Source organism: Streptomyces sp. SID3212 (assembly GCF_009865405.1).
Classification (GTDB): Bacteria; Actinomycetota; Actinomycetes; order Streptomycetales; family Streptomycetaceae; genus Streptomyces.
This window is the reverse complement of the sequence record NZ_WWJY01000093.1, coordinates 1-3,097: the sequence shown is the minus strand read 5'-3', so window position 1 is coordinate 3,097 and position 3,097 is coordinate 1. Positions and strand designations below refer to the sequence as shown.

At 74.4% G+C, this 3,097-nt stretch carries 1 protein-coding gene; it reads right to left on the bottom strand.

The features are described 5' to 3' along the window. Positions 1 to 3,097: hypothetical protein (locus GT042_RS02860; RefSeq protein WP_161307113.1), on the bottom strand; the 3,097-nt coding region annotated here is incomplete at both ends.

Sequence of the window (3,097 nt, the reverse complement as noted above, 5' to 3'; positions counted from 1 at the left end):
GCCGCCGTCGCCGACCGCGTCCCAGCCGGTGAGCTTCACGGTGTTGCCCTCGGCGTCGGTGATGCCCCACACCGCCGCGTTCATCGAGCCGTTGACCCAGCCGGCCAGCACACTGGTGCCCACCCCGAACCCGAAGTCGTACGTGCCGCCGCGCCAGCGGGTCGCCGTCTCGTTGCCGCCCCACTCGTTGGCCCACGTCTTGTCGTGGTTCATGGGCGCCCGTCCCCAGTGCTTGCCGCCGTCGACGTTGGCGAGGCCCGCGCGGCCCGAGCCGAGATCGCGGAAGAGCGGCAGGCTGTTCTCGTGGATCATCGTGCCGACCCCGGTCTTGATGCCCGCCGAGACGGCCGCGTTGGCGAACGCCTTGAGCGCGTCCTTCCCGGTGAAGGGCTTGTTCTGCACGGCCGCCACGATCCCGTTCACCGCCAGGTTCGCGCCGAACTCCAGCACGAACTCCTGGCCGAACTCCAACGCCGCCTTGCCCGCGACCGTTTGCCAGTACGGCTGGTAGAGCGACTCGCCGATGTTCAGCGGCGTGCCGCTCCACGGCATCCGCTGTGCCTCACGGACGCGGCGGCCCCAGCCGCGCAGTTCGGTGAGCGGACCCCGGAAGTCGTACTCGTTCCCGGTGAGGTGGAGCTGGCCGCCGCGCGACTCGAAGACCAGGCCGCTGTCGGTGCGCTGGGCGAGGAGGCCGCCGTGGGCGTCGTAACGGCGCCACTGGCCGCGCCACGCGTCGGTCTCCAGGAACGTCCCGTCGCCGAGCGCCTTGCGCTCACGGACGACCGAGCCGTGGTCGAACTCCTTCCAGACGCCGTCCGCCGCCGCCACCTGGCCGTCCGCGCGGTACTCGCGCACCCGCAGCGGGCCGTTGGTGTGCACCGGCACCGACCGCAGGGTCGTGTCGGCGCCGCCCTGCGGGCGCAGCACGTCCTGCCAGTGCCGGGCGCCGCGCACCCAGTCGTCCTGCCAGGCGCCGCCGTGCCACCACTGGCGGACCTGCGTGCCTCCGCCGAAGTCGACGGCCCGGCCGTCGCGCCGGTACTTGGCGCTCAGCCACCGGTCGCCGTCCGCCCACGCGTCCACGTACCCGCCGCCGTCGAGCATGCGGCGCTCGCGCACCAGGTTCCCGGCCGCGTCGAAGTCGCGGAACGAGTCGTCCCACGCCAGCGCCGGGTCGGTGGAGCCACGGAAGAACTCCCGCCGCCCGGCGACCGGACCGCCGGCCCCGGCCACGTCGTCACCGGCCGCGTCCACCAGCTTCCAGGTCCACGCCGACGCGTCCGGATCACCCGTGCCCCGTACGAACAGGTCGCCCTGGCCCGCCACTCGGGGCGCCCGCGAAGGATGCTGAATACCCGTCAGGTTGCCGTGCGCGTCCCGCGTCACCCATGCCCCCGTCTCCCGGGGCTGGTGGGCGGCCGGGGGATCCGCGTACTCGCGGACCGTCCCGCCGGGCAGTCCCTCCCGTGCGACCGGCCACTGCCCCTGTGGCACACCGTCCACGGCGATCCGGTCCTCCCAGAGCGTCCGGCCGCCGGCCGGGCTCTCGAAGCGGTACCCGCCGCGCGGCGCCGCCCCGCCCTCGTGCCACGCCAGGGTCCCCGGCGTCGGGTCGTGGGCGGGCCGGGGCGCGTGGTCGCCGACCTTGAGCGTATTGCCGTTGTGCAGTTTGTTCGTGGAGCGTACGAAGTCCCCGCCCGCGCTCAGGTCGACGCTCCCGCCGTCCATCCCGACGTACCGCGCCCCGCCCCTCGCGTCCACGCCCGGCGCCTCCTTGCTCCACAGGAACATCTGGAAGCGGTTGTCGCCGCCGAGGTGGGCGTGGGTGCGCGGGGCGTGCCCGACGTCGGCCATGAAGTGGTCGCGGAACCACGCGGGCGGGCGCTGCTCGCCCAGCCGCTCGGTGCGCAGATAGGTGCCGGGCCCCATCTGCTCGTACTTCCCGCTCTCCTTGCCGTGCGGGGACTGGCGCTCCCAGAGGTCGGTGCGGTTCCAGACACCTTCCTGCGAGGCGAGTCGGTTCTCCTGGAAGTGCCGTGCGTCCTGCGGGAGATGACCGCTGCCCCACTGCCGCTGCACCACCGCGCCCGTGGCGTCGCGGTCCGTCCAGCCGCCGCCGAGGTCGTGGGTGCGGGGGCCCTCGGCCAGGTGGCCGCCCCCGCCGTCGTAGCGGTGCCAGGTCCAGGCGCCCGCGTTGTCCCGGACGGCCAGGACGTGGCCGGCGCCGTTGTCGTACGCCTGGAGGCCGTCGCGGTACTCCCGCACGGCGGTCAGACCCGTGCGGCGGTCGCCGAGGCTGGTGTGCGGGAGGTCCCGCCAGCCCGTACCGGCCGTGTCGTAGTGCCGGGTTCCCCAGTCGCGTAGTGCCCCGTCGTCGCCCCAACGCACCCAGACCGTGCGGCGGTTGAAGTGCCCGAAGCCGACGGAGTCCGTACGGCGGAAGGCGTCCAGCACGTCACCGCCGGGCAGGACGCGCCGCTGGAAGACCTCGACGCCCTTGCCGGTGGAGCTGTCCAGGCGCAGCCAACTTCCTTCGGGGCCGTACGACTTCACCGCACCCTGGTGGAAGGTGCCGCTCACGGCGCGCTCGGCGCCGCCGTCGGCTCCCACGCGGGTACGGTGCCAGGTGGCCCGGCCGCCGCCCGCCGGGAAGTCCACGACGTACTGGAAGTCGGTCCTGCGGCCGTCCTGGACGACGTTCACGCCCTGCCGCAGCGGGCTGCCGTCGGCCCGCACCTCCATGAACTCGCCCTGGCGGACGCTGTGATGACCCGCCCACTCGGTACGGGTGCCGGCGCCGCCCGGCAGCGGGGTGACCTCACGGAGCAACGCCCCGGACGCCGGGTCGAACACCTGGTGGCCGCCGCCGGGCAGCGCGACCTCGATCTGTCCGCCGGGTCCGCGATCGGCGGCGCGGCCCGCCGTGGGGGCGAACGGGTCGTCGACCCAGCGCAGGGTGCCGTCCGTCCGCAGGTCCAGATGGCCCGCCCCGAGGCCGTCCCGTCCGGTGAGGGGCATACCGCGCCCGGTGTGCGCGCCGTCGGGCCCGTACAACTGATGCCCGGGCCCCTGGCCGTCCGCGACGCGGAAGCCG